Genomic DNA, 3146 nt, shown 5'->3' on the forward strand with positions numbered 1-3146 from the left:
AACTGCTTTGATTCTTAAAATGTATAATGAAAGCGAAAATAGTAAAGCTGTTCCACTAACAGTTCAAGTACATGCAGCAAAACAAGCATCTGTTAGCCATAAGCAAATAATTGAAACAGTAACTCTTGGAGCAATTGGTGATATTCTAATTCATGATTGGGTTTATAATGATGCCAAAACGCAAAGTGGTTATGATTTCACCCCAATGTTTCAACCTATTATACCTATTCTTCAGGAACCAGATATCCTTCTCGCCAATCAGGAAACAATATTAGGAGGAGAAGAATTCGGCATTTCCAGCTACCCTCTTTTTAACAGTCCCCAGGAAGTCGGAGATGCATTACTGCAAGCAGGTGTAGATATAGTCTCAACAGCAAATAATCATTCACTTGACAAAGGAGAAAAAGGGCTAGTGGCTTCCATTGACTATATGGATAAAATCGGACTTCCCCATGTTGGCACATATAAAAGCCCAGAGGAACAGAAATCACTAATCATCCTCAATAAAAATGGAATTAAGGTTGCCTTTCTTTCCTATACTTATGGGACAAATGGGATACCCATTCCTAAGGGTAAGGATTTCCTTGTTAATTTAATAGATAAAGAAGCAATGAAAGAAGAAATACAACGTGCTAAACAAGAAGCTGATGTCGTTGTCATGAGCCTGCACTGGGGAAATGAGTATCAGCGTTTCCCCACTGCTGAACAAAAAGAACTAGGACAATATTTAATTAATGAAGGAACAGATATTTTATTTGGTCATCACCCTCACGTATTACAGCCGATGGAATGGCTAACAGCACAAGATGGAAGAAAAGCACTAATTGTATACTCATTAGGTAATTTTCTTTCCGGACAAAATTGGGATTACAAGGATATTGGCGGGATGGCGACCATTAATATTACAAAAAAGGTGAATGAAAATGGTGTCTCCATTACACTCGACAACCCTAATTTTTTCCCAACTTATGTCTCAAAAGAAAATCTTAGAAATTATCGAATCGTCCCACTAATCGAAGCAGAAAATTTCGGTTTAAAAAATGCGCAAGAGAAATATTTAGAAATTCAGCAACATATGAGCGGCAGTCTTTAGAAAACTTGAGTTATTTGGAAAATGTAATACAACTTTCAAATTTTCGGATTAGGTCTTCCTCCCTATCATATATAATACAGTTAGTAGAGCTTAGGGGGGATTTCATGTCACTAAAAACAAAACTCATTTTTGGTGTACTATCTACAATGATACTTATCATTGCCATTAGTACTGGTTTTACCTATATTTCTGTGAATCTATTTTCCGAAAATGGCCGGAAGTTAACAAGTGGCCTTTCAACGGACGCTCAAAGGGATGTAAGTGGTTTTGCTGAGCATTACGCAGGTACTTTGACCTATCACGAAACGAAAAATGTTAAAGCATCTATAAATCAAATCATTTCACGTGCAAAGAGTGATTTAGCAACGATCGCTAGTTTTAATGAAGTTTATTCAGATAGTCCAGAGGAATTGGTCATTTTATTTGAAAAAATAGCAAAGCAGAATGATCTTATTTCTAATATGTACTTAGGTACTGAAAACAAGGAATTTTTCATTTATCCAAGCGACTATAATCTCCCTGATGATTATAATCCAACAGCTAGGCCGTGGTATGCACCTTTAAAGGAAAGTGGGAAAAATGACTACTTTATTACCGATGCTTATCTTGATGCCGGCACAGATACATATATGGTAACTGTCAGTATGCCTCTTTACTTAAATGACCGATTGTATGGTGTTCTTGGTGCAGATTTATCACTCGAAAAATTAACTGCATCTATTGCAAATACGAAGGTTGGAAATACTGGATATGTGATTTTAACCGATAAAGAAGGTGCCCTCTTAGCCTATAAAGAACATGATCTTGTTGCAAAAAATCAAAATATCTCTTCTCTGCCGATATTTAAAGAAAAAAGCAACGGCAACATTTATTTAGATATTAACGAAGTGACGTATGTTAGTGAAAAAGATGAGGAAACTGGCTGGCAAATTTTTTCAGTTCTGTCCCAAGATGAGATTAAATCCTTTTCCGAACAGATTTCGCAAAACATGAGTAAACGAATAGCAACTGCCGATAAGGAGCTTCAAGGCATCTTTTCAAAACTATTATTTATTCAAATTATTATTGTCCTGATCCTTCTCGCTTTGTCTATTTTAATCAGTTTCTTTTTCGCTAAGTATTTCATCGGGCCTATAATTAAGCTGTCCGATTTTCTAAAATCTGTAGCAAATGGTGATTTGTCTATGAAAATGGATATTAACTCAAAGGATGAGATCGGTCATCTATTTCATTCTGTCAATCATATGATTGATAGCTTAAGATCGATGGCCAATAAAATGAATCAGCTTATACATAAAGTCGAAAATGATTCTAAGATTCTAAATGAACAGGCAAATATTTCAACACATGTAACCAATATAGTTAGTTCTGCCATGGATGAAGTAGCGAGTGGATCTGAGCAGCTTGCTTCTGATATGGTAAATATCTCTACGCATGTAGAAAACAATGATCTAGCTGTCCGTTCGATGTCTGATCGAATCAGTAAAATTGTAGATCATGCAAGAGAGACGAAATCTGTTACATCAGAAGGACAGGCAGCAATGGAAAATATGAATAATAAAATGAATATGATTGTCAGTCAGTCTAGTGATTCTGCGACAATTATGAAAAAGCTTGATAGTAAACTGCAAACGATAAATGATATTACCTTACTTATCCATGATTTATCTGAACAAACTAACCTCCTCTCCTTAAATGCTTCAATCGAAGCGGCTCGAGCTGGGGAACAAGGAAGAGGTTTTGCGGTAGTAGCACAGGAAGTAAAGAAACTGGCTGAGCAAAGCCGCCAATCTGTTGATGAAATATCTAGTCTTATTTCAGAAATACAGCTGGATTCATCAAAAGCTTTGGAAAATATTGATCTTGGCAGAGAATCAGCTGTTGAAGGTGCAGTAATGGCAAACGATACAGCGAAAAGCTATTCTAAGATGTTTCGCTTTATTGAGAGTCTCGCTCATGATATCGATGAAATCGCCAATGCAAGTGAAACACTTTCTGAAAGCAGCCAATCGATTTCTTCTTCAGTTGATAGCGTTGTATCCATTTCTCAGCA

At 36.2% G+C, this 3146-nt stretch carries 2 protein-coding genes; both read left to right on the forward strand.

The window, feature by feature from the left end:
• On the forward strand, nt 1–1093 hold a 1093-nt coding region (locus tag V7149_RS16220), incomplete at its 5' end, for a CapA family protein (protein WP_335346645.1).
• Nucleotides 1094–1197: 104 nt separating this feature from the next.
• A partial coding sequence (locus V7149_RS16225; RefSeq protein WP_335346646.1) for a methyl-accepting chemotaxis protein occupies nt 1198–3146 on the forward strand: 1949 nt, incomplete at its 3' end.

It is taken from the genome of Bacillus sp. JJ1503 (genome assembly GCF_036965125.1).
In the GTDB taxonomy this organism is placed as follows: Bacteria; Bacillota; Bacilli; order Bacillales; family Cytobacillaceae; genus Cytobacillus.